General features: G+C 61.2%; 22 protein-coding genes and 1 pseudogene. 10 read left to right on the forward strand and 13 right to left on the reverse strand.

Annotated features, from left to right (window positions below; translation table 11 throughout):
* Nucleotides 1-252 precede the first annotated feature (252 nt).
* Both E3T27_RS09950 and E3T27_RS09955 read right to left on the reverse strand, forming a co-directional pair.
* A complete protein-coding gene (locus E3T27_RS09950; protein ID WP_166805468.1) occupies nucleotides 253-990 on the reverse strand; it encodes an ATP-binding cassette domain-containing protein in 738 nt (245 codons plus the stop codon).
* Nucleotides 991-1810: 820 nt separating this feature from the next.
* Nucleotides 1811-2158 (reverse strand): hypothetical protein, encoded by a 348-nt coding sequence (locus E3T27_RS09955; RefSeq protein WP_104198129.1) that lies wholly within the window; start codon nucleotides 2156-2158, stop codon nucleotides 1811-1813.
* A 224-nt stretch (nucleotides 2159-2382) separates the two neighbouring features.
* Between E3T27_RS09955 and E3T27_RS09960 the strand changes: the two genes are divergently transcribed.
* Entirely contained in the window at nucleotides 2383-2715 is a 333-nt protein-coding gene (locus E3T27_RS09960; protein ID WP_104198130.1) for an SdpI family protein, read from the forward strand.
* 116 nt (nucleotides 2716-2831) lie between these two features.
* Here E3T27_RS09960 and E3T27_RS09965 read toward each other — a convergent pair whose 3' ends face one another.
* Entirely contained in the window at nucleotides 2832-3416 is a 585-nt protein-coding gene (locus E3T27_RS09965; RefSeq protein ID WP_134572998.1) for a recombinase family protein, read from the reverse strand.
* A gap of 1099 nt (nucleotides 3417-4515) precedes the next feature.
* Here E3T27_RS09965 and E3T27_RS17350 point away from each other — a divergent pair.
* From E3T27_RS17350 to E3T27_RS17180, 3 genes and pseudogenes are all read left to right on the forward strand, one after another.
* The gene (locus E3T27_RS17350) at nucleotides 4516-4989 is read left to right on the forward strand and encodes a DNA-processing protein DprA (protein WP_104198132.1); all 474 of its coding nucleotides are present in this window, start codon (nucleotides 4516-4518) and stop codon (nucleotides 4987-4989) included.
* A gap of 1813 nt (nucleotides 4990-6802) precedes the next feature.
* A pseudogene (locus E3T27_RS09975) lies at nucleotides 6803-6991 on the forward strand (ISL3 family transposase); the annotation flags it as partial.
* Nucleotides 6992-7300: 309 nt separating this feature from the next.
* Nucleotides 7301-7429: a hypothetical protein gene (locus E3T27_RS17180; protein WP_255408790.1), complete on the forward strand. Its 129-nt coding sequence runs from the start codon at nucleotides 7301-7303 to the stop codon at nucleotides 7427-7429.
* A 324-nt stretch (nucleotides 7430-7753) separates the two neighbouring features.
* Here E3T27_RS17180 and E3T27_RS09980 read toward each other — a convergent pair whose 3' ends face one another.
* The gene (locus tag E3T27_RS09980) at nucleotides 7754-8272 is read right to left on the reverse strand and encodes an adenylyl-sulfate kinase (protein WP_198416519.1); all 519 of its coding nucleotides are present in this window, start codon (nucleotides 8270-8272) and stop codon (nucleotides 7754-7756) included.
* Between the two features lie 355 nt (nucleotides 8273-8627).
* Here E3T27_RS09980 and E3T27_RS09985 point away from each other — a divergent pair, with 355 nt between their 5' ends.
* Nucleotides 8628-9074 (forward strand): hypothetical protein, encoded by a 447-nt coding sequence (locus E3T27_RS09985; RefSeq protein WP_134572509.1) that lies wholly within the window; start codon nucleotides 8628-8630, stop codon nucleotides 9072-9074.
* 223 nt (nucleotides 9075-9297) lie between these two features.
* On the opposite strand, the gene E3T27_RS09990 is transcribed toward E3T27_RS09985, so the two are convergent.
* Both E3T27_RS09990 and E3T27_RS09995 read right to left on the reverse strand, forming a co-directional pair.
* Nucleotides 9298-9987 carry a GNAT family N-acetyltransferase gene (locus E3T27_RS09990; RefSeq protein WP_241992209.1) on the reverse strand — a complete coding sequence of 230 codons (690 nt, stop codon included), beginning with the start codon at nucleotides 9985-9987 and terminating at the stop codon, nucleotides 9298-9300.
* Between the two features lie 757 nt (nucleotides 9988-10744).
* A complete protein-coding gene (locus tag E3T27_RS09995) occupies nucleotides 10745-11320 on the reverse strand; it encodes a GlcG/HbpS family heme-binding protein (RefSeq protein WP_134572511.1) in 576 nt (191 codons plus the stop codon).
* A gap of 187 nt (nucleotides 11321-11507) precedes the next feature.
* On the opposite strand from E3T27_RS09995, the gene E3T27_RS10000 reads away from it, so the two are divergent.
* Together E3T27_RS10000 and E3T27_RS10005 are read left to right on the forward strand one after the other, a co-directional pair.
* A complete protein-coding gene (locus E3T27_RS10000; RefSeq protein ID WP_104198490.1) occupies nucleotides 11508-12728 on the forward strand; it encodes a sensor histidine kinase in 1221 nt (406 codons plus the stop codon).
* Nucleotides 12725-13348, forward strand: coding sequence for a response regulator (locus E3T27_RS10005; RefSeq protein WP_104198136.1), 624 nt, complete (start codon nucleotides 12725-12727; stop codon nucleotides 13346-13348). The genes E3T27_RS10000 and E3T27_RS10005 overlap by 4 nt, the downstream gene beginning before the upstream one ends.
* Nucleotides 13349-13505: 157 nt before the next feature.
* Here E3T27_RS10005 and E3T27_RS17230 read toward each other — a convergent pair whose 3' ends face one another.
* Entirely contained in the window at nucleotides 13506-13871 is a 366-nt protein-coding gene (locus E3T27_RS17230) for a hypothetical protein (RefSeq protein ID WP_134572512.1), read from the reverse strand.
* Here E3T27_RS17230 and E3T27_RS10015 point away from each other — a divergent pair.
* Nucleotides 13870-15198, forward strand: coding sequence for an LbetaH domain-containing protein (locus E3T27_RS10015; RefSeq protein WP_134572514.1), 1329 nt, complete (start codon nucleotides 13870-13872; stop codon nucleotides 15196-15198). The two genes, E3T27_RS17230 and E3T27_RS10015, sit on opposite strands and share 2 nt — an antisense overlap.
* 7 nt (nucleotides 15199-15205) lie before the next feature.
* On the forward strand, nucleotides 15206-15742 hold the full coding sequence (locus tag E3T27_RS10020) for a hypothetical protein (protein WP_134572516.1): 537 nt from the start codon (nucleotides 15206-15208) through the stop codon (nucleotides 15740-15742).
* A 333-nt stretch (nucleotides 15743-16075) separates the two neighbouring features.
* On the opposite strand, the gene E3T27_RS10025 is transcribed toward E3T27_RS10020, so the two are convergent.
* From E3T27_RS10025 to E3T27_RS10035, 3 genes are read right to left on the reverse strand one after another with little or no spacing between them, the layout of a single operon-like run.
* Complete coding sequence (locus E3T27_RS10025; protein WP_134572518.1) at nucleotides 16076-17488, reverse strand: Ig-like domain-containing domain; 1413 nt, start codon at nucleotides 17486-17488, stop codon at nucleotides 16076-16078.
* Nucleotides 17478-18185, reverse strand: coding sequence for a TIGR03943 family putative permease subunit (locus E3T27_RS10030; RefSeq protein WP_241992210.1), 708 nt, complete (start codon nucleotides 18183-18185; stop codon nucleotides 17478-17480). Before E3T27_RS10030 ends, E3T27_RS10025 begins: the two co-directional genes overlap by 11 nt.
* Before the next feature lie 37 nt (nucleotides 18186-18222).
* Nucleotides 18223-19275 (reverse strand): permease, encoded by a 1053-nt coding sequence (locus E3T27_RS10035; RefSeq protein WP_420898063.1) that lies wholly within the window; start codon nucleotides 19273-19275, stop codon nucleotides 18223-18225.
* Nucleotides 19276-19554: 279 nt separating this feature from the next.
* Here E3T27_RS10035 and E3T27_RS10040 point away from each other — a divergent pair, with 279 nt between their 5' ends.
* Entirely contained in the window at nucleotides 19555-20457 is a 903-nt protein-coding gene (locus tag E3T27_RS10040; RefSeq protein ID WP_104198142.1) for a DUF808 domain-containing protein, read from the forward strand.
* Between the two features lie 132 nt (nucleotides 20458-20589).
* On the opposite strand, the gene E3T27_RS10045 is transcribed toward E3T27_RS10040, so the two are convergent.
* From E3T27_RS10045 to E3T27_RS10055, 3 genes are all read right to left on the reverse strand, one after another.
* Nucleotides 20590-22206 carry an isocitrate lyase gene (locus E3T27_RS10045; RefSeq protein WP_104198143.1) on the reverse strand — a complete coding sequence of 539 codons (1617 nt, stop codon included), beginning with the start codon at nucleotides 22204-22206 and terminating at the stop codon, nucleotides 20590-20592.
* Between the two features lie 305 nt (nucleotides 22207-22511).
* Nucleotides 22512-23666, reverse strand: coding sequence for a threonine synthase (locus E3T27_RS10050; RefSeq protein WP_134572522.1), 1155 nt, complete (start codon nucleotides 23664-23666; stop codon nucleotides 22512-22514).
* Between the two features lie 25 nt (nucleotides 23667-23691).
* On the reverse strand, nucleotides 23692-26259 hold the full coding sequence (locus E3T27_RS10055; protein ID WP_134572523.1) for an Ig-like domain-containing protein: 2568 nt from the start codon (nucleotides 26257-26259) through the stop codon (nucleotides 23692-23694).
* Nucleotides 26260-26303 lie beyond the last annotated feature (44 nt).

The following is a 26303-nucleotide window of genomic DNA, read 5'->3' on the forward strand; positions in this document are numbered from 1 at the left end:
AGGCGAGGCTGAGGGATGCCGTACTTTCTGACACCGTCAGGTTTCTGCGTGCGGATCTGAGCGACTCCCACGCCCCAAATCCGGCAAGGAATGGAGCAAGGAAATGTGTTGTCTGCAGGAGCGCTTCGGAGATGTTCTGCCAGCTCGCTACCTGAGTCCATGAACTCGTGACACCGACCCCTATGGCGACGATGGCCAGGGCCGGAGCTACGAATCGAAACGATGAGTGTCGAAGTTCAAGCTTGAGTTGCCTCATTGGTCTGCCGCCCGATTCCCAGCGATCACGCTTGTGTAGCCGCGCTCAAGCGCTGAATCACCGGGGGCATTTGGCAGTTCCTGACCCTCGAGCTCTGGAACAGTTCCGTCGAACAAGTTCTTACCTGCGTCAAGGACGAGCACTCGAGAGGCGAGTGCTCGCACGTCCTCGATAAGGTGGGAGCTGAGAATAACGCAACGTTCGGCTTGAATCGATCGAATAAGTTCGCGAAAGCTGATCCGCTGCTCGGGATCGAGGCCCGAGGTTGGTTCGTCGAGAATCAGCAGGTCGGGCGAATGAACGATTGCCTGAGCGATTCCGGCCCGCCGCCTCATTCCGCCAGATAACTTTCCAACTCTTGTGTTGCACGCCGAGCCGAGACCCACTTGCTCGATGGCGTCACGCGCGGCGATGGGGATATGTTTTCGCGGAAGTCGTTTGAGCCATGCGCCATACATGACGAATTCTTCGACAGTGAAGCTCGGTACATAGCCAAAGTCCTGGGGCAGAAACCCAATTCGGCTGAGCAAGTCGTACTTCGGCCCAGCCGAGCGAAGGTCGGTGCCAAGAACTTCCAGAGTCCCGGCACCGACCTTCTGGATCCCCACGAGAGTCCTCAGCAGCGTGGACTTTCCTGCACCGTTGCGACCAACGATGGCGACAACGCCCCCGTCCAGTTCCAGGTTAAAGTTCTGGATTTGCGGGGAGGAGGTACCGTTGTATTGGACCGTCAAGTCCTTAGCGCTAAGGACGACAACCACTAGAGGGGGCAGTCCGTGGAGAGAGTTCTGGAATTGCCGCTATTTATCTCGGCGCCACCTGACATCGACACCTCGTCAAAATAGACATGCCCCGAGTTGTCGTCGCAGCCCTGGGCACTGATGGAATAGATAGTGCTAGCGCTTGAGTCGCTGTTCGTGGCGATTACCGGATGCCACCACCCCTCGCTCCGGTGGACTTCGATAAAAACCGTCCGATTCGGAGATCCGGAACAGGACACGTACCCACGTCCGTAAATTTGCCCTGATCCGGCCTTGTAGGGCGTGTAAGAAGTGGCTGTACATCCATAGCTGGATGTACCACTCGCATCAGCGAACGCCGCGGTCGCGCCTACAACGCTGCCACCGATGGACAGAGTCGCTGCCACTGCTAATGTCACTAAAGTTTTTACGCGCATTTATTTACCCCGATCATATTAATTGCCGTTGGCGAATTCTCACTCGAATGTGCATTCGCTATTTGGAGGGTAACTTGCGATTGAAGCGACATCAAAGTTCCTAAATCAAACAAGTTATGCGAGGGTATTCGCGTCTCAAACAAATAAGGGTCGTTGCCCGGGCTCCCAGCGTTAAAGAACATTGTTTGCGTATTACGACTCGGGTGAGTGAACATATTTCGTCGTCAACGCAAATCGAACGCCCCCTCTGACCTCGCGAGTCTGAGCTACGTGGAATATCCCGGTACGAATTGGAAGGACGCTGTGCGCTTGGAACTCAAGGCGGCAGGGCTCACCTTCTAGGTTGTCGCTCTGAAATCCGTGCAAATTGCATCCCGCTACCTCACGTAGCTTGCGTTTCCATCCCATTCACCTTCGACCGCTCCCAAAGCCAGGCCTTCCCGCGTCCCTTGCAGGATGTAGAGAGCGCAGCCGCGCAGCCGCCATATAGCGGTGACGATTTCGAGTATCAGGGCAACCATGTCGTCAAACGACACCGCTGCACCATGAATAGACCCCTGTCGATATTGGTTGACTTTGCGATATCCGTAAATCGCGCTATCAGCTAGCCAGCGCAAGACCTGGTCCTCCTGTTGCCCGCCTCCCTCAAGAGGCCCCGAAACAGACGCCCGAAAATTCCATTCGGCATCGCCCACATCGCGCAAGAGCGCCCAGTGCTGGTCCACGAACTGACGCCCGCCATATGCCGCTGTCAGAACAACGCCATTTCACAGACGAGGTACTCGGCACACACAATGACGAAGCCGTCCCGCAGAGGGTTCGGCTAACGAGCGCTCCATTCATTCAAATCGAGGACATACGCCTGAGTCGCGCGTCCCAACAAAGAATGCGGGAATGGTTCACCCAGCTGTCTCCATCCCATAGTTGTGCGGTGCCGATACCCTGAGGAATGACTTACGAAGCAAATTTCACCGCCTACATCATCGCTGCCGCAATGCTCCTCGTCGTCGTCGTGACGCAGCTTGGCGCGTCGGGAAAGATCCGCCGCAATGGTTTCGTTGGGCTCAGGATTCCGCCCACGATGGCCACTGATGCTGCATGGGTAGCAGGCCATAGAGCCGCTCGGGCGCCGTCATGGATTGGCTTCGTTGTCGTCGCGATCGCTGCAGGGGCAGCCCAGTTCACGCCGGGGGCCACGACCGCTGGCATCGTGCTCTTGTTTCTGTTCCTGGGGTGGTCCATCGTGGCCGCATGGCGAGGAGCGAGGGCAGCAACGAGCTGAAAACAGATCTGAGCAGAGCACCAGATCTAGCTACCGGGCGAGGTTCACTCGTGCGCAAGGGGTTCCCGTTGCCGGACCAGCCAATCCGGCAACGAGACTTCGATTGAGGACCCCGATCAATGGCCCGATTTGATTTGACGTTGAATAGTTCGATAGACGGTCGACCGCGCGACGTTGAAAAGCTCCGCCAATTCCGCGCTGGAATGTAGGCCGGCGTTGTGTACTTCGATCAAGTGTTTCTGTTGCGCCACCGACAGTTTGGGCTGCTTACCGCGAAGACGTCCTTTCGACTTGGCCACCTGCATTGCTTCCCGCGTTCTGGCTCGAATCAGATCCAACTCGAATTCGGCGACCATCGCCAGGACGTTGAAGAGCAGACGCCCGACCGGGTCGTTCGGATCATGCACGGCCCCGCCGATACTGAGCTTGACGTCTTTAGCCGTCAGCGCGTCAATGATGTCTTTCGCATCCCTGAGTGACCGTGCGAGTCTGTCGAGTTTGGCAACGACAAGGGCGTCTCCAGCACGGCAGGCGGCCAGCGCTTCCATGAGTCCGGGCCTGGCCCGGTTCGTTCCGGTCAGACCATGATCGGTGTAGATCAATGACGATCTAACGCCCAGTCGTTCGAGGGCATTCTGTTGGGCGGTGAGGTCTTGTTCCTCTGTGGAAACGCGTGCGTATCCAATTAGTAATCCATCCATGGCGAAACCATCCCGCTCTGCTGCGAACGGGTCAATAATCGTCGTAGTGGGGGTCCGGCTTACGGGCACGGCTGCCATCGTGAGTGATTCTGTGGTACCCCGAGCGCATGGTTCTCGATTATGCGTACCCACCGCGCAGCGTCAGGTATCCAGGCGGGCATTCTGAGAGTCATGCCGGCGCTTTCGGGCGCGGTCATGTCTCCCGCGACACGTTCTTGTGCCAGGGACGACGCCCCGGCCGAATCGACAACCTCTTGCTAACCTCGGCGCCGTGGAGCAAACAAGCACCCCGACCCTCGCTCATGTCAGTGCGGCCGCGCTCACCGGGACGGTCAGGGAATGAAGAACTCTTCGGCAGGGCGGGTCTTTGCGGTCGGGGGCGCACTCGTCCAACTTGGCGTCGGGTTCGTTTTCACCGCTCTCTTTTCATGCTTCATTCGCTACTCACAAGTCGACTCACTCATCGACAGCATCGACAACGACCTCTATCTCCGGCTGAGCCAAATGTTCGCCGCCGTCAGATTCCGACGCCACACCGCCGTGGGCTGAGCCATTGGTCCAAGGCAGCACGTTTCACCTCGTCCGGCGTGCATGTCAGCCCCACCCCTCGCCGGGTCCCGAGCGAGCACGAACTCCTTCTGGTGCACACCCGGGCGAGCGTATGGGACTGGGGAATCACGTTCGACGCGATCCTCGGAATAATAGGTGTCACCCTCTTCCTGACCGCCCGGCTCGACACTCGACGGGCGTGGCACATACTGCCTTGATGGATCATGCCTGGCTCTCTCGCAGATCTAGCGGGAGTTTCCTAGCTAGCCTCAGTCAGAGTTCCAGAAGTGCTGGTCAACTTTGGTTTTGGCGGCTGGGTTTTGTATGACCTAACTTTTCTTCGGGGCCCACTGGGCGAGGTTAAAGATCTCGGCCAGGTCGTCCTCCTCGGTAACGCGTTCGAAAATACGCCGGACGCAGCGGAACGCAACGCTGTTCCCACGGAACTGGTGCGAGGTTTGTCCGTAGCGGGAACCACCATGAGGAAGACGAATGCGCCGAGGCTCGGGCCCCTGGGTGTACCTCGTATTCAGATCGAGGAGGCAATGCCATGACCGAGACCACGCACGACGAGCGCGACGCGAGGATGACGCTCGCGGCACTCTCCGAGCCCGGCGACATCGTCACCGGAACACTGGTCGCCCGGTTCGGCGCAACCATCGTCGTCGAAGCCGGGCATCGCTCCGGCTCGCTCAACGTCGCCGCGCAAGCCCACTCCCTGGGCCGGCCCGTCGGCGCCGTTCCCGGCCCGGTAACGAGCGCTGCAAGCGCCGGATGCCATCTTCTGATCCAAGAGGGCATCTCGAGCCTGGTCATCGACGCGCAAGATGTGACGGACCTGTTGGACTCCACGGTTGGCTTCTCCGGCGACCGCACGTTCGCGTACTGCCCACGAGACGGTTCAGCCGGACCGGCCCGGACCTCCGGTTCTAACCGATCACCGCCGAACGAAGGCAGCATTCATGAGAACACCGCGACCGCAGGGCCCCTTCGGCGACGACTCTCGAATGCGATGAGCCCGTAATGCTGTCTTCCGTTCGCCAGTCAGCTGTTTACTTACGCACCGGCGTCGACGAATAAAGTGTCCAAGGACGCAATCGGCAACTTCGCGCGACCTCTCAACCAGCGGCGGAACGCGTCTCGATCATTCAGTAGTGACCGCGAGACCACCCAGGCGGAGTCCTCGACTCTGCGGCCGATGGGTTCAACTGTCGGCAGGATGAGATATGTTTCGGAGGAGGCGCGGCCGCGAACTCCGTGTCGAAGCATCCAATGCAGATGCTCGTTCGCGGCAGGTTCGACCGCTACATTTTCCGGCCAAACTTCCTTCAACCAACCGTCGAGACGTGGCTCGAGCTGTGCAAGCACCTCAGCCAAGAAGTGTCGCTCTGCGACACCGGGAGCGGTTGCACGAATGCGTTCAACATCTCTTGGAAACGCCATGCCGTACTCGGCAGCCCAGGAACACGCCTCCAACAAAGCCCTGTCGGACGCGCTTCTGATCGGCTGGTGCGGAGCCAGTTGCAGCGTTCCAAGAGAACTCGTCTTGTGACCCAATGCGGACATAACCCAGAGGGCGGAAGCCAGAGCTCGACCGTTGACGAACGCAACCTGCCTTATGACCATGGTGCGATGTTACGCCCGAAGCCGTCGGTTGTGCCGGCGGGACGTACGCGTGGTAACGCACCAGGCTCTAAAACTCGACGGGTCGAGCCGAACTCGGGTCTTGCGCGAGGTCGACCGGCAGGACATCATGCTCGAAGGAGCCGACGAGCGGTCGAAATCCGGTCGTCGAGATCCGGCTCGAGGAGGTTGATGTAACTCAAAATAGGCCGTTTCTTCGCCATCGATGGATCGCAGCAGTATCCGTTGGCTTACTAGCGACGATGGGTTTGCTGGGAACTGGCCACGCTGCCGTCGCCGCAGACCTAGCTCCCCAGAGCGCCTCGCCGATGTCAGACGCTGCGCCCACACCCCCAGCAGAAGCCGGTTCCATTCCGGATGGTGCTGTCGTTGCGGGCGCCACCCTCGACTGTGACAAGTTCAGGGTGCGGTTGCCAGATACGCGCAGGCGCGCGGCTACTGCCCCAAGCCCGGTGACGTGACTACGCAGACCGTTCAGACTTACAACTGTGGTTCCAGTTGGATTTACGTGTATAACCTGGGGATCCGCGGAAACATGAACGTCTCGTACGGATTCAACTCAACGAACGGAAACGTCATCTACAGAAACTTGGCAGTTGGCACCTCGGGCGGGGTTGGCTGGAACGACTCTGCTTGGATGAACAGCGCTTATCACGACAGCGGCAACAGGTTCGTTGGTCGCTACAACGTGGGCAGGTACCAGTCCGCAAGTATGTCTGGGGGCGTTACCCTGTGGCGGGGCGGAACGTGCACTATCCCAACGATTTCGGCCGGGGCATATCTGTAACGATCCGGCCAGCTCAGCGGCGACCACCCTCGGCGCATTGACGGCGGCGGCGTTCGCTGCCGTCGGGCTGGGCGCTGCACGCGGTGACGATGAAAGGGCCGCAGATAGGCAGCATATGTCTCACGCTCCAAGGAGTCAGCAACTACCTGCAAGCCTTCCCACCGCGTCGATACTGAGACGGCAGCGCCGCAGACAGGCTGCCCGCCACCGATGCGTTGCGCACGATCGCGTTCGCCCGCCACAACTCGCGGACCTGAGGTTCGAGCCGCGCGACGTGCTCGGCGTCGTCGGTTGACAAGGCTCTTCGCAGATGAGGGTGTAACGGAGCCGGTGGGGCTGGTCGCCGGTAGGTGTCGAGGCCTTCCATGATGGGAATTCTTACGCTCCCCAACCGGAAGACCTCGAGGTGTCTCACGTTACCTTCGACGCCCCTGATCTGACTCTGTTCTGCCGCCTCGACGCCCTCGGTTTGGAAGCCGTGGGACAACGAGTGAAACCGGGTAGGGCGGTGATCGAGTGCCGGGTGGTCGATTCCGATGAGTGGTGTCGACGATGCGGCTGCCAGGGCGCCGCACGGGACACCGTCTTCGACCGACCCGGAACATCGAACGGGCCCACCGAGGCGATCTTTGAGTGTGGTGCTGGCTGGTCAGGATGGCAGTGGTCCTGGAGTCTTGGGTGTGACTCACGAAGCAATTGGCCCGTCTCGGCGGTGTCCTCCAATGCTCCTCAATCTGACGTATCTCCACTACTCGGGCACGCGAACCGCGCTAACGGAACGTTACGCATTTGCTGGCGGCCACGCCCGGCACGAGTTTCCGTCGACACTCATGATCGACGCGGATCGGGACTCGATGCGTTCATCGGGTGGCCAGTTCCCCAAGAACTTTCGGCCGCCGGCGACGTGGTCGATTACCACGTGCTGCCCGGAACGTTCCCCGCCTTCCTCAATCGCCCGCACGACCAGAGCTTCACCGAGGGCGTGCGCCTGATCGTTGACTGGGCCCGGCAAGCAGAGTCGAAGAACGCGTGACCTACAGCCCCGGAAAAGCGGTCAGGCAAACGCACCGGGCAATCTCGATGAGCCCGAAGAGCCCGGGGGTCGGTAATCTCCGGCCGCAGTCGAATCAGAAGCAAATCTGAAGTATGCGTGAAATTTGCACGCCGGAAGCTGGCTTCTGCAGGGCAAAGGTCACCTTGGCCCTTCCTTCCGCAAAGCCTTGAAACGGTCGACCAAACGCTTGAGCACGCAGACCCGCAGAGGGTTCCCCTGTGACACGTCGGCTGAACCCGGGTAGGCATAGCCTCCCAAATCCGTGTCGCTCGAGGTTCCACTCGGAACAGACCGAACGCGCCCTCACCAACCCGCCTTCTGCATCACTTCTCTTGCCGTCACCATTGGTGCGTCTCCTGAAGCGTCCACGACGACGTGATCAATTGCCGCCCTCTGGAGGAACGCTGCGAGTTCGCCCGCGCGCCGCAGGTGCCAATCCAGCTCGGTCGGGTTGTCGGCATGGCGCAAACTGAGTCTTCTGATCAGAGTGGCACCATCGGCATCCAACCGGCAGAGGAGAAGGCCGCGACTCTTCAACGCGGCTTCGAACCGGGGCACTTCGGTGGCTTGCTCGACAACGCCGGCGAGGATGAAGTGCTCGATACCAGCATTCCGATAGTTGACGACCAAGTCGCGCAGATTCAGCAGTTCGAGTTCGTGATTGAATCTGTCGCCCTCGGGCGCTGGCCAGGCGCGTCTGATGTGGTCCAGGTCAATTACGGCATGGTGTCGCCCACTCTCAGTCATCAGGACGCTGAGAGCGGCCGCGATAGTCGACTTGCCGGCGCCGACCGTTCCGTTGAGGAATACGGTGTCGATCATCTATCGATGACTGTCACATAACGTGCTCTCCGGTGGGCCTCAGCAGGCGTGGATCAACTCACCGCTCAATCGTCTCGTTCAAGGTTCCCGCTGCGACTCACACCGCACGATGCTTCAGCAGTGTCTCGTAACCTAACTGCCTCGAAACCCATGGGCAGTCTCTAGGTTTCGAGGCACTGTGCAGGTGGACGTCGCCACTTGAAAGAAGGGTGCCGTCATAAGCGGAGCCCCGTAACTCCTCGACCACTGCGCCACCCTGGATAGGGGGCTGGGCCTATGAGTGACTCGGTGTCATTGTTGACTTCACTCTGCCGATGGGGCCGAGTTTGGCGGAAGCGACGACGAGGGGACGAGCTTGTTCACGATTGAGGATGCTCCGGTCAGGGGCGCACTTGGCGACCGGCTGTATGTCGTCGACCATGAGCGCGGCGTCTGGCTCCAAAGAGTTTCGGGCGTCGGACGCCGGCCCGGAGATGCCTTCCAGCTCGTCCGGGAAGAAAGCGTCATTCCCTTCAATATGAGTGAAGAGGAAGAAACGGACCCAAATTCAGGGCAAAGGTACGTCCTCAGGCGTTTCGAGATCTTCGGCATCAGCGGGATCGCGAAGAGATACGCGGGTATCGAACCCTTCGCGTTTTCTGACGACATTGAGAAACACGAGTTCATGAAACTTGCCATCGAGGCTGTCCTCGTCTACGGCTTCCACTACACAACCACACCGCGCCCTGAAGGAGATGTCCGTATCGACGCAGACGGGCAGATTTTCACCCTCGGAGGCTTCGGGTATGCCACAGAAGGCTAGGAAACGGAGCCTTCGCCTCCCAAGTCAGAGGGGCACGTAAATGTCCGGTCTTTGACTCACCGACGCAATCGACGAAATGAACGACTTCAAAACCTCAATGACAGCGCCGTAACTCCTGGAAACGTCCATTCGCCCCGTGGCATACGGCTCAATCGGTGGAAATCGCTGCATGTCATGCTCCTTCAGCGGTCATTGCGAGAGGCAGGTGCCAGCGCGCGCGCGTTCAGGCGCGATCGGGTGCGCTTTCGGATGGTTGTAGCTTGCTCTGTCCCCGTCGAACCATTCGAATCTCCTTGATTCCATATTCTTCCTTGGCAGTTCCGTCTGGAATGAAATCGTGCTTGCGGTAGAACGCCTGGGCTCGGCGATTTGGGTCGGCCACCCACAGTGCGGCCGCTGCGTCGTAAAAAAGGACAGCCTCCAGGAGGCTTTTTCCCGCCCCCGTGCCGTGCGCGGAGGCAAGCACGCACAGGATGTTGAGTTGCTGACTCCATGTAGCATCGGCATCCGTGGGCTCCGCGCTCTGGGCAATCCCGATCAGTTCGCCGTCGAACTCCGCGACGGCAACTCGATGGTGAGCGAATCGCTCATCCGTCAGCCCGATCGTCCAGAAACGCTGTCTCGCAGATACGAACTCTGAGTCGTCCAACACCTCGTCAGTCATGAGGCCCCGATAGGTCTCTTGCCACGTCGCCACGTGAATACGTGCCATGGCCGCGGCGTCCGCTGGTGTAGCCAGCCGAATCGACAGTCTTGTATTCATACGGCCAATATTACGGAGCACGTTCGCGGTCTTCAGAAGATTCCCGCAGAGCGTTCCATTTGCGGGACGGTTTGGAAGTGCTCGACCAATGGTCGAACGGTTAATAGAAATGATGCAGTAGGGCGCGCCATTCTTGCTCAACGCTGTCACGTGTCCGAAGTACGGTGGCAAGACTTTCGGATTAACCAATAGCGACTTCCGCAAAATTCCGGGAGTCCAGAGCTGGCAAAATATCCAAAATGGTCTGTCACGCGACACACACTCGCAAGATCCTCGTGATTACACGGAATCAAGCCCCTTTAGCCATCCGTGCAGCTGTCGGCAATTCATCGTTTGCCCACATTCATTTTTGTAACGAGCTGGTTTAGCGCCGCTCCAACGCTGTCTAAGTCAGCAGCGGCTGAATCGAACCGCCCGCGTCGAAATACCCTTTTGCGGAGCACACCGTCACCGCGGACCCCCACAAACATGTGATCCGCCAGCTTTTAAAGTCGATGGGCGCAGGTCTGAGCTGGCCAGCCACGTGTCTGTCCAGTCGGCGACCCTGACTCGGGCGCGGCCGGGATCGATGCATCGGCCAGTATGTTTGGCGATCTCAACAGATGCGAAAAACAAGTCGGCGTCGCGTCGGGTTCGAAAACCTCGCTTGTCCGTGTGTGATTTGTCTGGCTTGCGGTAACGCACGCGACAGCAACGGCCATTTGCGGTGTCGTACACTGACCCGGCGCCCATGGATGCCTCCGACGAGGGTTATCAGGCGAGCGTCAGACTTACGCCAACGAGGACGAAAATACATGAACTTAGATTTTTATCGTCAGCTTGCTTTTCGCTGTATCCACGAGCCGCCGGCATACGCGGTCAAGGCGCCGGACCAGCCATGACTCCGGGAGGGTGCCATGGAGGAAAATTACCCTTCAGCGCCGGTGACTGCAGCGGCTCCGGCTGCTGCGCAGGCTTCGTCGAGCTTACCGTCCGGGGCACCGCCCACTCCGATGCCGGCTACTGAGACGCCGTCAACCTTCAGGGGCACGCCGCCGGGCAGGAAGAGGGTACCGGGGAGGTCGTGGATGCCGGGGCCGTTCCCGGTGATGCGCTTGGCGAGTTCGCTCGTGGGCGCCCCGAAGGCCGCGGCGGTGTAGGCCTTCTGCTTGGCGGCTTCGATGGTGTGTTCGGCGGCATTGTCACCACGCAGCAGCGCCTGGACAGTGCCGAAGCGGTCTACCAGTGCGACGGTGACGAACGGTAGGTTATCCGCCTGGCACTTCGCCAGGGCCGCCCTCACTGCATCGGCCGACGCGCCGACTGTGATCCGGTTCTGGGCCACCACGGTTCCAGCACCCGGTTGGATGTCAGATGCGGAAGCGGAAGCAGACCCAGCCGCGGGGGCGGGAGCCGGCGTTGCCATAGCAGCGGCGCCGACACCCGCGGTCAGCAACAATGCTGCGGTGGCGACGGTGGCAAAAACCTTGTGCGACTTCTTCATGACATTCTCCTTGAATGGTCCTGCAATCGGCTGTTTCCCTATGCTGGCGAACTGCAGGTCCTCCTGCATCAGGCATCGGTCGGTCTCGGGCTCAACCATTGTGAAGGCAATATCAGCCGAATGGTTGAGGGGCAGTAGCCGCGGGGCCTTTAGGATGATCGCAGCGCCCCATATCGACTGGATCTTCATGCCTGCCGCAGCCACCCCGCCACCCGTATCGGTTGATCGCCCGGAGCTCGGCCGAATCGACGCCGTCGTCCATTTGAGTTTCGCCCTACTCATGGTCACGTCCGGGGTCCGGTACGTGCTTCGGCACAGCCCCGCCGACAATGTTCCGGTGCTGATACTCGTGGCAGCGGTCTGCACGCTATACGCCGGAATCGCCGTGCTCGCGCAACGCCGGCGGCCCTGGACGCCCTGGGTGTTCACCCTCGTGGTGGGCTGGGCAGCGCTGGTGATCCTCGCGCCCAGCTTCGCCTGGTGTTCGCTTGCCGTGTTCTTCCTCTGCCGCGCGGCCTTCAGCGGCTGGGCCGCCTATCTGGCCGGGGGTGCGACGGCGGTCTCCACCGCCATCGGGCTATTCCGTCTGAGCGGGTCCACTGATGTCGCCATGTTGCTGGGTCCGCTGGCCGCCGGAGGGTTGCTGACCCTGGTCTACGACCGGATGGAGCACGATACAGCCCTCCAGCGACAGCTTGCGGCGGAGGTCTCCGACGCACAGCACCAGTTGGCGGCCAGCGCACGCGATGCCGGAATCGCTGCCGAGCGTGAGCGGGTATCTCGCGAAATTCATGACACGGTGACCCAGGGCCTGGCCTCCGGCGTGCTCCTGCTCGAAGCCGCACTGCGTACCTGGCCGGATCCTGCGGCACGCACGGATATCAGCAGGGCTGGGTCCCTGCTCCGCCAGAACCTCGCCGACACGCGCAGTCTGGTGCACGAACTCTCCGTACCGAGAATCGACGCGCCGCTGGCGGAGGCACTCCTTGAAGCAGCGTCGCTTTATCTGGAGACCGTCCAGGTAAAGGTCACCGGTGAGGCACGTCCGGTCCCGGCCGACGTCCGGCATGCCCTGCTTCGTGTGACACAGAGTGCCGCAGCGAACATCAGACTTCACGCCGATGCCGGCAATACCAGCCTGACCCTCGGGTACCTTCCGTGCACGGTGACGCTCGACGTCTACGACGACGGCCGCGGCTTCGACCCCGGGGCCCTTGCCGAGCCCTCGGAAAGCGGAGGATACGGCCTGCGGGCCATGCGCCAACGCGTGGAACAGCTGGGCGGCGTCTTTGCGGTGGAAAGCGTTCCGGGCGAAGGGACCATCGTGGCAGCACAGCTCCCGGTTCCCGCCACCGGGCAGGCGCAGCCGGCGGAAGTGCCGGGGGAAGTGCGGGTGGAAGCACCATGACAATCTCCGTTCTCCTGGTGGATGACCACCTGGTGGTCCGCACCGGGCTGCGGGCGCTCCTGGGGACCCAACTCGACCTCGACGTCATCGCCGAAGCCGCCTCCGGAGAAGAAGCACTCGCCGCCGCTGAGCGCTGCTCTCCGGACGTTGTGATGATGGACCTAGCCCTCGGCGCAGGCATGGACGGCATCGAGGCGATCCGGCAACTCCGTCGGCGTAGCCCGCAGCCAGCGATCCTCGTCTTCACCACCTACGATTCCGATGCCGACATTGTTCGCGCCGTCGATGCCGGAGCCATGGGCTATCTTCTCAAGGACGCTGACCCGGAGGAGATTTTCGGCGCCATCCGCGGCGCCATCCAAGGCAGGAGTTTCATGAGCGCGCCTGTCGCGTCGCGACTGTTCCAGCAGCTCAGGAACCCCGATGAGGTCCTCACCCCGCGGGAAGCCGAACTGCTAAGCCTTCTCATCGAGGGACTCAGCAACCGTGAACTGGGCAAACGCCTCTTCATCTCCGAGGCCACAGTCAAGACCCACCTGGCCCACATCTACGCGAAACTCGGTGTCGACACCCGCGGTGCCGCCATCACCACCGCCCTCCGCCGGGAAGGCATGCGCTAGGGCACCTCTCCTACGCGAAAGACGAACCTAGAGTGAACGGCGTGTCACTGAGCAGCCACTGTCCTGTTCTCTCGGCGACCGTCACGGGGTCGCAACGGGGACCGCATGGGTATTGGGCGTTACAGCCAGCCCGTTCGTCGTGTCCGGTTTCATTTGCCTACATCTTGGCCAGATTCATTTTTGTCGTGACCTGATTCAGTGCCGCTGCAACGCTGTCTACGTCAGCAGCAAAAAGGTCGCTGTCGGTGTCGAACGTCTCTTTCGCTGAGGCGTGCCCAAGCATTCGTTGAAGCGCTTTCACGTCGGCTCTCGCCGACACGGCCAAGCAGCCCAGGAAATCCCCATTTCCCAAAAAAACAAGCCCGTAAATCGGGGTAGCTAACGGGAAAGCCCTTGTGTCACACTGTCGCACACCAAGCTCACTGACGAATTGACGTCGCGCCGCATCCGGTAACACAGGGGTGAGCGCCAGGGATGTGAGAGGAAAAACCGTGAGAGGAAGACCCATGAGAGGAAGAACCATGAGACGTACACTCGTGGCGAGCGGCGCAGCGTCGGCACTGCTGCTGACGGGGCTGGTGTCTTTGAGCGCCACGGCCGCCGAGCCCGAGGGCTGCCACCCGACCAAGGAGAACCGTCCGGTCTGCCAGGCTGGATCTCCGGCCGAGACCGCGACCTTCCTGGACGCCACAGCAAAGGTCAAGGAGCCGGAGCACATCAGCCTGGCCGAGCACGTGTACGTCGGCCCGTTCGCCGAGCTGGTTGCCGATGACGATGCCCCCATCAGCATCGGCGACGAGAGCAACGTCCAGGACAACGTCCTGATCCTCGGTGCACGAGACGGTGACTCCGACTCCGACTCCGACTCCGACGATGACGGTGGGCGCGAGACCGTCCGCGGCGAAGGACATGCGGAGCCCGGCGTCGAGATCGGCGATCGCGTCATCCTGGCGCACGGCGTCTCGGTGATCGGACCGGCCCAGATCGGTGTCGAGGGCAATGACATCCCGGCGGACCCCGCCGGCGACCAGGAGGTCTTCCTGTCGTTCTCGAGCCAGGTGGACGGTGCTGTCCTGGAACGCAACACCGGTGTTGGTGCGCTCGGCAGGGTCGGCCCCGGCGTTCGGCTGCGCAGCGGCTTCATCGTGCTGCCCGGCAAGAACGTCACGACCCAGACGGAAGCTGACGACCCTGCGCTGGGCAAGGTGCGCCTCATCAACGAGGCCGATGTGGCCTTCAACGAAGCCGTCATCGAGGTGAATACCGCTTTCGCGCGAGAGTACACCCGGTTGTACCGGGACAACCCGAGCAACGTGCGCGGCGTGAACTTCGACCCGGGGCACACCGAGTTCAACCACGATCGCGACCTGCCGAGCTTCGCCGGGCAGGAAAAGCGGGTGCCCGGGTTCCGAAATCGGCTGATCGGCGATTTGAACCTGATCGACACCTTCAGTCGTTTCTCCAGCGTCAGTGGCGCACGGATCTCGCTACGGGCGGACGAAGGTGAGCCCTTCGGAGTCGGATCGGTGGACCGGATGGGCGATGACGTGATCTTCCATGCGCTGGAAGAAGCTGACCTGGTCGCCGGTGATCGGGTGCAGTACGGCGACAAGGTCGTCGTGCACGGTGGCGGCAGGGTGGTCGTTGCCGGTGAGCCCGAGGAGCCCACGGTGGTGGGCGACGACGTAGTGCTGGAGGACGAGTCCATCGTGTTCCGCAGCACCATCGGGAACGGCAGCGTGATCGGTCAGCGCAGCGTGGTCGTCGGCAGCGACCTGGCGCCCGGCACCGAGGTCCCGCCGCGAACGGTCATCATCAACGGCGTCAAGTTCGGCGACGTCGAATGGTGACGACTCTTTGAGGAAACGCCACGTGATGGGGCGGCGCCTGCCGCCTCATCACGTGCACCCGCGCTCGATCGCACTGCTGACCGGTCTGGGTCTGTCCGCCTTGCTCCTGGTCGGGTGCGCAGCCCCGGCGGGCACCGCGCAGCCGGAGACATCACCGGCCGAACCCGTGGAGGCTGGCGAACCGGTTGAGGTGGTCGAGGCCCTCCTCAACGACGAGATGACCACCGAGCAAAACGGCCGGGTGTCCTGGACCACCACCTGGCGCGCCTGCTTCGAGCAGTACGGGGGCAACACGACACGGTTTGAGGCGCAGGCGGTGACGACAGAAGGGTCCGGAACCAGCCTCCGGGAGCTGGACGGGCAGTGTCTGGAGCTCGACATCGCCAGCGGCGTCAACGACGCGGCTGCCGGGATGCTCGGACGCGACATCCAGCTGGCCGAGGCCTCCACACTGGCCTACCGCGTCCGTGCCGTGCTTGACGACGGCACGGTGACTCCCTGGACCGATCCGGTACGCGTCGGGGCCACCAAGCCATCCGGATAGCTCCCACCCCACCGTGCTCCCACCCCACCGTGCACCCACCCCACCGTGCACCCGCGCGACACCGTGCACGGCACGATACCATCCGCTGCGTCGTGGGCCGCCCAGTGGGAAGGCCCGAACATCGCGGCCGGCCCGTAGGACTTTGGTCTGCACGGGCCGGTGCACGAGTAGCAGGGAGCCGGTTAGCAACGGGCCACCTGAGATCAGCCTTAGCCCGAGTTGAATGTGAATAATCGTGCGTGTCGGAGAGCGCTTTCGTAGCCGCCCAGGGGCATCTTGTCAGGGCCCTGGCGGTTGGGGGATGATGTGAATTTTATTTGCCAGCGAATCGAATTATTTACACCAGTGCGGTTGAAATCCGTTGATGCTGCGGTTGCTGACACCGGTGCTCAGGTCTACGAACGTAGTCATCATTGCGGAAGAGCCAGGCAGAGTCGGGTATTGATCACTATCTCCCCCGCGAGGGAAGGTTTCCACAGCCACATATTGACCGTTCGGGGAGACGCAAAAATCCCGAATGTCGGTGTCCGGTGAGGCTGGCACGTAGACGAACGAGCTGCCTTCGCGGTCGGTGAGAGCCAGGAGCGGGCGGGACGTTCCATCGGTACCCCACGCGTAATACAGACGAACGTATTTGCCCTCCCGGTTGAGGACTTCAAGTTTTGCGGGGATGGCATCACCAAGCTCATCATCGGCAGGTAAGTCCAAAGGGGTCACGGTACTGTCGCGCAGATCTATTGATGCGCCTTGGGTCGGGTCAGCAACCACCAGGGAGTTTGTTCCTGGGATGAGGCCCCGCATCTCGACGTGCTGGCCGAGGGGAACTATGTCACCCTCCACAGTCACGTCGATCAGATACATGACCTCGTCCGGACCGTGCGCCACCAGGGATGTGGTGTTGGGAACGAAAACGTAGTCCGTTACCGGTAGGGGCCGCTGGTCGACCCCGAAAACTGGTTGTGGCACTGCTGTCTGCTCGTTGACGTCGTATGTGTAGAGAGTGTCAACCGGATCGTGATCCCCACCAACTAGCCCGCTCGTTAGCGTGAAGCCGATCAGATTTGTCGTGCGTGATGTTTGAAGGTCTTTCAGGACCGTATCGGAGGGCAGCACAATTTCAAGCTCGGTCTCCTCCGTGAGAGAAAACATTGTGAGGTGATTTCTATTTTCCTGATCTAGCGTGACCACGGCGAGATACCCCGGAAGCACCGCGAATTCCTGTATCCGCTCCGCTGTGAATAGTGCCTGCCCCACCTCGGTACCAAGAAGCGTGTCGCGCCGTATTTCGTCCGGTCGCTTCGTGCCATCATCGGTGGTTCTTGAGTCGCGATGCAGGGTGTACAGGTCCACATCATCGGTGGTGAAGTCATACTCAATCGACGACTGGGCGCCTTGGAACAATCCGATTACCGGGTCGATGTTGACCCGGTAATCGGTGTTGTAGTTGAGGACGTCTTCGAAGGTGATGGTTACGACTGTGCCGTCAACGGCGACGGATACCGGGACCTCCGGGGTCACCGTGATCTGATCTGGGTCGATGCTGGATATCGGCTGGTCGGTGTTGAGCAACAATCGTTGCCCCGGGTGATCGATGACACTTCCGAGGTTGATGGCCGCCGATTCCAATCTGGGTCCTCGTGTGGTGTTGAGCAGTGCCAGTGCGCCCGCCAGCACGGCGAGGACGATAACGGTCGTGAGCAACATCCGGGTGAAGTCTCGGCCGGATCGGGTGAAATCAGTAGACATACGGCTGTTGTGGTTGGTCGACGGCGGCTACCACTTCAGGAATGATGACTATTCCCTCACTGCTGGCGACGCTGGGATTCGCGGTCAGGCCGCCAGAAACGCCCACCCAACTGTCGAGCGGAAATTCGTCCTGCCATCCCGGCCGGTACACCGGTACTCCCACCGGTTGGGCATCGACCACGCAGTGGCTCACAACGAATCGTGCCACGTAGAACACGTTCTCTGGATCATCCTGGTCTGGCGTCACGAATCCGGTGAGCTGGGCTTTTTTTCCGGCGTAAAATTCGACCCCGGCGCCTTGTCGCAGCAGTGAAGCCCAGTCTTTCACAGAGAATTTTGAGGCGTCCCCTCCTGTCAACTTTGCCGAAGCTTCCTCGGTCAGCGCTGCGGCGGAACCGTTCAAATCGCGTTGCTCCAGGGTGGTTGTCGTTAGGGTCGTGGGCGGCAAAACCAACAGAGCTACCGCGGAGGCGGCGATCACCACGCTGCTCGCGCCTGCCCAGAAACGCTTGTGCCCGGTTTCGTGATCGTGATCGTGCCCTGCGTGTTCGTCACCTGGGGACAGCGCGAATGACACGATAACGACAGCGGCGGCCAGGACCGCCATGATGATCGAAAAAGCAAAATACCGGGGATGAATGTAGAGGCCCAATTGACCGGTGATGCCCAGCCACACCGTCGCGACAATTCCGATCAAGCTCAACAGGGCTCCCCGCCATCGAGTGATCAGATGACTAAGCGACATAGTTCACCGCCAGCCCCAGCGCGGCCGAACAGAGAGCCACAACGCTCGTAATTTGGACCAACGTTCGCGCCGTGAACGTGGTTCGCATCAGAACGAGCATTTTGATGTCAATCATCGGGCCGAAGACCAGGAAAGCGACGATCGCACCAGGAAGGAATGTCGCTCCAAACGACAACACGAAGAACGCGTCCACGTTCGAACAAATCGATACGACGAAGGCCAGCACCATAAGAGCCAGGACGGACCACACCGGATTGGTGCCCAGGGTAACTAACACGTCACGGGGTATCCCCACCTGGATCGCCCCGGCAATGCCGCAACCAATGAACAACGCCGGCATCATCGCGCTGGTCTCTTTGGTGAAGAGACGAACACTGCGCTGGAGTTTGCCAGCAGCAGCGTGATGCTCCCCTTCGCTGGCGCAGGCCGCCTGGAACTGCGACGTGAGGAGGGTCTCCTGACGGGGGTGACGGCTGTATATCCAGCCGATGAGGTTTGCGATCAAAAACCCGCCAGCGATACGACTGACCAGGATTCCGTTCTCCCAGCCGAACGCTTGATACGTCGTGATGATTGTGATCGGGTTGAGAATTGGCGCGGCAAGAAGGAACGTCATCGCCTCGGCTACCGTGAGCCCCTTCATGATGAGGCCGCGGGTGAGCGGTACGTTTCCACATTCGCAAACAGGTACCAGAACGCCGATCAGCGAAACCGCAAACCGCCGCAATACTCCCCGTCGCGGCAAGTGACGAAGCAAAAAGCCATCCGGAAGCCAAACCTGTACGACGACAGACAAAAAAATACCCAAGAAAACAAACGGCAGTGACTCGATAAGTACGCTCACGGCAAGTGTGACGAAGTCCTTGGCAGAGTCCGACATCCCTGCAGCCACTGACTGAGGTGCCGACATGCGCAATACAGCAAGGAGAGCTAACACGGCCAGCCCCAAAAGCAAGCCCATCAGCCCGCGGCGTTGGCCCCTGAATCTTTCACCACCCCGCTGCGCAGCTTTACGTGGCTTCGCCGCAGCCGAATCGGTCAACAGCACGGAATCTTCTCGCTGAGTGCCGATAGTTCTGCTCATTTCGTTTGCGAAGCGCTGTTTCGACCCACGCGCGGCCAGACAGTTTCAGACCCAACAATTCATCCGGGTACAGAAAGAGCATCTCACACACAGTCTCACCACCCGAGCTTGAGACACCCGGCGGCGTTGGTTACTTGATCGTCCCTAAGCCAGGAATCACCCGCCTCCGCCACGCAGTATTGTGGACACCAATGCCATCGCCCTGCACCAGGCGATGCCCGATCCGAGGAGAACCAGATGTCGGTCGGCCTGCTTGCCGTAGTGGATGACATACTCACCGCCGCCCTCAAGGCGAGTGTGAAGACGGCAGGAGTCGTCATCGACGATGCTGCCGTCACCCCGCAGTACGTTCAGGGGCTGTCGCCGGCGCGCGAGCTTCACGTGGTCTGGCGGATCGCACTGGGCAGCCTGTTCAATAAGTTCATCATCATTATTCCGCTGGCACTACTCCTGTCTGCGTTCGCACCATGGGTGTTGCCGTGGTTGCTGATCCTTGGCGGCACCTATCTCTGCTTCGAGGGTGCCGAGAAAGTGACCGAATGGTTCGGCGTTCATCATGACGCTGGCGAGACGGAAGCGCGGGATGAGCGCAAGCTCATCTTCGGCGCCATTCGCACCGATCTAATCCTCAGCACAGAGATCATGCTCATCTCGCTGGCAGGCCTGGATCCTGATTTCGAGATCTGGATGACGCTCGGTGCTTTGGTGGTGATCGGCCTCGGCATGACGGTGCTCGTCTACGGCGCGGTCGCTTTGCTGGTGAAGATCGACGACGTCGGACTGACGTTGATGGAGAACTCAGCACGATGGCTGCGACGCACCGGTGCGCGCATCGTGCGGTCGATGCCCGCTGTGTTTCGGGTGATCGGCATCATCGGGACGGTCGCTATGTTGTGGGTTGGCGGCCACCTGGTTATCTCAAACCTGGCCGATACGTTCTGGCAAGCACCCTACGACGTGCTGCACGCAGCAACCCAAACCGTCGAAACGGCCGGACCCGTCGTCGTCTGGGTTATCGACACCGCTATGTCGGCCGCATTCGGCCTCATTCTTGGTCTGATCATTGTCGTGATCGTTCTCGGAATATCGCGCCTTCTCAAGCAGAACCAACCAGACGGCAATGTGCCCGGACGGGTCTGATACGCGCCGATTGCGGCGGCGGTCAATCGCGATCTGACAGCTCCGCGGCTGGTCCCACATCTCCCTCGGTCTGTGTAACGAAGAAGCCCCAGTCGATTGACTGGGGCTTCTTCGTTACACGCTCCGTGGGAGTCAGTGGCTGCTCAGAGCCGGTTCGTCGAACTGGTTGCTCGTGTTGTTCACGCCACCAGCCTTCAGTGCTGCGTCGCCGGCGAAGTACTCCTTGTGGTTGTCACCCAGGTCGGAACCGGACATGTTCTGGTGCTTGACCGTGGCGATTCCCTCGCGAATTTCGCGACGCTGCACACCCTTGACATAGGCGAGCATGCCCTGGTCGGCGAAGTAGCCCTTGGCCAGATCATCCGTCGAGAGCGCGGCCGTGTGATAGGTCGGCAGGGTGATGAGGTGGTGGAAGATACCAGCCTCCTTCGAGCTGTCGCGCTGGAAGGTACGAATCTTCTCGTCGGCGTTGAGGGCTAGTTCGGTCTCGTCATAGTCGACGCTCATGAGCTTGGCGCGGTCGTAAGCGGAGACATCCTTGCCCTCGGCGAGGAGTGCATCGTATGCCTGCTGGCGAAAGTTCAAGGTCCAGTTGAACGACGGGCTGTTGTTGTAGACCAGCTTGGCATTCGGGATGGCCTTGCGAACCTCGTTCATCATGGCCGCGATCTGGCCGATGTGCGGCTTCTCGGTCTCGATCCAGAGCAGGTCGGCGCCGTTCTGCAATGACGTGATGCTGTCCAGCACGCAGCGCGCCTCGCCGGTTCCGGAACGGAACTGGAAGAGGTTGCTGGCCAGGCGCTTCGGGCGCAAGAGCTTGCCGCCCCGCTTGATGACGACGTCGCCGTTGCCCAGGTCGGCCTCGGTGATCTCGTCGACATCGAGGAACGAGTTGTACTGGTCGCCGAGGTCACCGGGCTGGTTGGTCACAGCGAGCTTCTGCGTGAGGCCGGCACCGAGCGAGTCAGTGCGGGACACGATGATGCCGTTTTCAATGCCGAGCTCGAGGAACGCATATCGAACGGCGTTGATCTTGGCGATGAAGTCTTCGTGGGGAACGGTGACTTTGCCGTCCTGGTGACCGCACTGTTTCTCGTCCGAGACCTGGTTTTCGATCTGGATGGCGCAGGCGCCGGCCTCGATCATTTTCTTGGCCAGGAGGTAGGTAGCTTCGGGGTTTCCGAAACCGGCGTCGATGTCGGCGATGATCGGCACGACGTGGGTCTCGAAGGCGTCGATCTGACCGGTGAGCGTGGCGATCTTGGCGTCGTCGCCCACGATGCGAGCATTGTCCAGGGCCGTGAAGAGCAGGTCGAGCTCGCGGGCGTCGGCCTGGCGGAGGAACGTGTAGAGCTCTTCAACGAGGGCCGGAACGGCCGTCTTCTCGTGCATGGACTGGTCGGGGAGAGGACCGAATTCGCTGCGCAGCGCGGCAACCATCCAGCCGGACAGGTACAGGTAGCGCTTGTTGGTGGTCTTGAGGTGCTTCTTGATCGAGATCATCTTCTGCTGGCCGATGAACCCGTGCCAGACGCCGAGCGACTGGGTGTAGATCGAGGAGTCAGCGTCGTACTCCCCCATGTCCTTGCGCATGATGTCTGCGGTGTACTGAGCGATCTCCAGGCCGGTTTTGAACCGATTCTGGGCACGCATACGGGCGACGGATTCGGGGTTGATAGCGTCCCAGCTGCTTCCGACCTGCTGCTTGAGGGCTTCAACGTCCTCGATGTCTTTCTGGTACACAGTCATGTTTTTTCCTTCGACGTCTGAGTTGGGCTGAGCCGGGACAACTGACTCAACTGGCCGGTATCGGCTGCTAACACCAGATTGGCGCAAGAACAACCGGTCTTCTCAGGAAAAGTGCGCAGAAGAAATGAAGTTCTTCTGCAAATAAAAAGTTATGCGTCAGGAATGCACTTATTCCGGCCACAAGCCGGGTACGAGGATGACCAACCGGCATCGTGGGCACCGATGGCAGGATTCGAGACCTTCAGCGGTGTCTACGCCGTCCGCCATCATCTCGGTGCCGCAGGCGGGACACAGGGGGTACTCGTTCACCGTGTCAGTGATTTCAGGCCGGCACCGCACAACGGCACGACCACGAATTGGGCGGTGAGCAGGCTCGCGGCCACCGCCCAGGTGGGACTGTCGGAGACATAAGTTCGGTCGACGGCGGCGCGCACGGCGGCGAACGAGACCGCTGAGGTCGGCTCGACGAAGAGCCCCTCGTCAGCCAGCTCCCGGTGTGCGGCCGCGATCTGCTCGTCGGTGACGGAGATTATGGTGCCGCCGGTGGCGCGCACGGCCCGGAGAAGCTGTTTTCCCCGAGGCGGCGCCGTGATGGCGATGCCCTCCGCGATCGTGGCGCCGTTCTGAACGGCCACGGGTGCTTCGAGTCCCTGCGCCATGGCCTGTTCCAGCGGTGAACACGCGGATGCCTGCACCGCGACGATGCGCGGCATCCGCTCGGCAAGTCCAGCGGCAACCAGCTCGCTGAAGGCGAGGTAACAGCCGAGAACCATCGTTCCGTTGCCCACCGGAACCACCACCGTCTCGGGCAGCGAGCGTGCGCGCTGCTCCCAGATCTCGTAGCCGTAGGTTTTCACGCCGTGCAGAAAGTACGGGTGGTAGACGTGGCTCGCGTACAGCACGCCGTCTTGCCCCGCCGCGAGCAGTGCCGCCGCGGAGGTGTCCGCTCGCGAACCGGGCACCAGCTCAACCGTCGCGCCGTGCGTGCGCATTTGCGCGAGTTTGCCAGGGGAGGTGGATTCGGGAACGTACACCGTGCAGTCGATCCCGGCCCGGCTGAAATAGGCGGCCATCGCCGTGCCGGCGTTTCCGCTGCTGTCGACCATGGCCCGTGTGACTCCCAACCGTTTGGCGAGGGTGGCGAGCACGACTGCGCCGCGGTCTTTGAACGACAGCGTCGGCAACAGAAAGTCGAGTTTGAGCTGCACGTGAGGGAACGCGCGGGAGGGCACGAGGGGCGAGAACCCCTCCCCCAGGGAAACCGTGAGGTCCACCGCGATGGGTAGGACTTCGGTGTAGCGCCAGAGTGAGGGGCTGCGGCCGGGCAGAGCCGTGGCATCCATCGTCAGCACGAAATCGACCACGTCGAGGAGACCGCCGCAGCTGCACCTCCAGGCCAGGCTCGCCACCGGATAGATTGCGGCGCACTCGGAGCAGACAAGGTCAGGTAAAGCGGGCATCGCTTCAGACTAACTTGCCCCGCTATCAACTACCCGTGGTGAACTTCCAGATGCTCGTCGAGACGGGGTTGCCAGCCAGGTCACGCACCATCGTGGTGCCGCCAGTGACCGTGACGGTGAAACTGGTCCTGGCTGCGAGCGTGGAACCGGGGTTCAGGATCCACTTGTTGGTCGTGCCACTGCGTGAGACGACGCCGGTGATCCGTGCGCCGGTCACGGTATTCTTCAGCGTGAAAGTGGATGCGGCAACTCCGGCCATCCCCTCACTGAACGTCGCCGAGATGCTCGCGGTACGACTAACGCCTGTGGCCCCGCTGGAGGGGGTACGGATGGTGATCGTCGGCGCCGGCCCGGTCGTGAAGCTCCACCCCGTCGACACGAGCGGATTGCCCGCCCCGTCGCGGATCGCGGTAGCTCCCCCGGTGAGGCTGACAGCGTATTTCGTGTCGGGGGCGAGACTCGCGCTCGGGTTGAGGGTGGCAATTCGCGTCGCCGCGTCATAGCTGACCGCGGCGGAGACAGTCGTACCGGCAGCGTTTTTTAGTCGCATCGTGGTCGGCGAGACTCCCTGCACGGCTTCGCTGAATGTTGCCGTCGTATTGGCGGTCTGCGCGACCCGGGTGGCCAGGCTCACCGGCGATTTCGCCGCGACCGTGGGAGCCATCGTGTCGGTTCCTCCGATTGTTCCGGTCACGATGAGGTCGTCAAATTTGGCGGCGTCGTTCTTGCTACCGACGCCGACTCGGCCGGAAGAGAACGTCGCGTCGACAGCTGCCGCGAGGAGGGTGGTGCCACGAAAAACGCGAATGGCCGCACCCTGCCGTTCGATGCGAATGGAGTAGAAGGTGTTTGCCGTGATCGTGGGGGTGAAGTCAGCGATCTGGACGGCAACACCACGCGAAACGCGAAACAGACCGTTGCTGGCGGCATCTTGTCCCTCGCTGAAGTTCGCGAAGTAATAGTTGAGCGCATCGCGGTAGTCGAAGACGATCGAGAAATCGTTCCACGGTGACGTTGAGGCCACGGTCATCCCGGTGGCCATGACCGAGAAATCCCCGGCCATCACTGTTTTCTGCAAGGCAAGGTTAGCGTTTGGCGCGGCGGCTGTCGACGGGGCTGTGAGCGAATACCGGCCCGACGCTACAGCCCACGTGCCGCCGCGAATCTCCGTGAAGTTCGCGGCCGACGAGGTGAATGTTTCGCGAATGGCCGCGACTTTCGGGACCACGGTGGTGGGGGCTGAAACCTGAGCGCTGGATCCGGACGAATTCTCTGCAGATACGGACACTGTGTAGGGCGTCCCGTTAGTGAGACCGTTGATTGTTGCAGTTCGTTCCCTTCCATCACCGGCCCACAGCCATTGGTCACCGGAAGGCGCAATGACAACCACGTGGTAGAGATCCACCACCGGCGCCCCGGTAGCAGGCCCGGCCCATCCTACGAACACGCGGGCATCGCCGGCAATCGCCGTGACGGCGGTCGGCGGGGAGGGTTTGACCACTGACACGATCGGGCTCAGAAATCCGCTGTTAGCGGTGTTCCAGTGGGTGGCGAGATAGTTCGACGCGGGCGGCGTGCCCGGGTAGTAGTAATCCTCGCTATGACAGTCGACGGCCGAGGCGAGCCCCGCACAGGTGAAGGTCAGCCGGCCGCCGAGGGCGAAATAGGGCCCTCCGTCGTCGTAACACATGAGGTCGTTCTCGTCGTAGCAGTGGCCGCCCTTGGTGGAGTGCGGCGCAGAATCCTGCACGGCACCAATGTTGTGGCCAATCTCGTGGGCGATCACGGGCATGTCCAGGTAAGCCGACATGGAATAGCGCGGCCGCGAATCGTTGTTGGCGTTGGCGGCGGCACTCGGCTGATCGTCGCCCGTCAGCTCGCCCTGACCGCCGTACGGGTAGACATCCTGAATCTGGTCGATGTAGGTGATGTACAAGCGGTCGTTCGCGATGTAATTCACCGGGCCCAGGCCCCGCTCGACCTGGTTCTGCATGCTTATCACATAGTCGTCGAAGGTGTACGTGCCATCCGTTCCGACCGGAGCCAGTGTCACGTTGCGCACCGTCACATCGGCACCATTCGTGCACAGAAAACGGTAATTCTGGCTGGTGGCGGCATCCACTGCCTCGAGGTTGTTGTTGACCTGCCGCACGATGTCGCGCAGCGGGGCGAGCATTTCGGCGAACCGGTTGGTGCGATCCTGCGGTACGCCGTAGATCACTTCGATGCGCTTGCCGCTCACGCCGCCCGCGCTGCACAACGCGGTCAGTTCCGACGCCGGAGCGGCGGCTACACGCTGCTCCTCCAAAGCAGATGTCTGCTTCAGCTTGGCCGCACCGCCGAAAGCAGCGAGAGGGTCGGGCCCGTGGCTGCACAGGGTGGTTTTGGCAACCGTGATCTTCAGGCGGGCGCAGAGTTTGGCCAGGTCGGGGGCGGTCCGCACGAGGCTCGCGGTTGGGCCGGACCCGCTGGAAGCATCAGCGACATCGGTCGGCAACAGCGTAAACGAGGCGGCGATAGTGGCGAGCACGGCGAGCGCGGCGAGCGCACGACGAATAATGCGGGACGGCCTCGGAGCGCGAACGATTGTCATTCTCGTGTCCTTCCGGTGCTGGCCACGACATTGCCGTTACAGTA

Origin of the sequence: Cryobacterium lyxosi, from assembly GCF_004403345.1 — a bacterium.
Classification (GTDB): Bacteria; Actinomycetota; Actinomycetes; order Actinomycetales; family Microbacteriaceae; genus Cryobacterium; species Cryobacterium lyxosi.